Raw genomic sequence first — 732 nt, 5'->3', positions numbered from 1 at the left:
GTCAGGGGGGCGGAGCCTATGGAAAAACGCCAGCAACGCGGCCTTTTTACGGTTCCTGGCCTTTTGCTGGCCTTTTGCTCACATGTTCTTTCCTGCGTTATCCCCTGATTCTGTGGATAACCGTATTACCGCCTTTGAGTGAGCTGATACCGCTCGCCGCAGCCGAACGACCGAGCGCAGCGAGTCAGTGAGCGAGGAAGCGGAAGAGCGCCTGATGCGGTATTTTCTCCTTACGCATCTGTGCGGTATTTCACACCGCAATGGTGCACTCTCAGTACAATCTGCTCTGATGCCGCATAGTTAAGCCAGTATACACTCCGCTATCGCTACGTGACTGGGTCATGGCTGCGCCCCGACACCCGCCAACACCCGCTGACGCGCCCTGACGGGCTTGTCTGCTCCCGGCATCCGCTTACAGACAAGCTGTGACCGTCTCCGGGAGCTGCATGTGTCAGAGGTTTTCACCGTCATCACCGAAACGCGCGAGGCAGCTGCGGTAAAGCTCATCAGCGTGGTCGTGAAGCGATTCACAGATGTCTGCCTGTTCATCCGCGTCCAGCTCGTTGAGTTTCTCCAGAAGCGTTAATGTCTGGCTTCTGATAAAGCGGGCCATGTTAAGGGCGGTTTTTTCCTGTTTGGTCACTGATGCCTCCGTGTAAGGGGGATTTCTGTTCATGGGGGTAATGATACCGATGAAACGAGAGAGGATGCTCACGATACGGGTTACTGATG

Annotated in this window: 1 protein-coding gene; it reads right to left on the bottom strand. The window is 55.5% G+C overall.

What is annotated here, in order from left to right:
* Positions 1-451: 451 nt before the first annotated feature.
* Positions 452-643: a Rop family plasmid primer RNA-binding protein gene (locus D1643_RS11215; protein WP_000165985.1), complete on the bottom strand. Its 192-nt coding sequence runs from the start codon at positions 641-643 to the stop codon at positions 452-454.
* Positions 644-732 lie beyond the last annotated feature (89 nt).

Source organism: Enterorhabdus sp. P55 (assembly GCF_009911695.1).
GTDB lineage: Bacteria > Actinomycetota > Coriobacteriia > Coriobacteriales > Eggerthellaceae > Enterorhabdus.
Note: the sequence above shows the minus strand (reverse complement) of the source record. Positions and strands in the feature narration are given on the sequence as shown.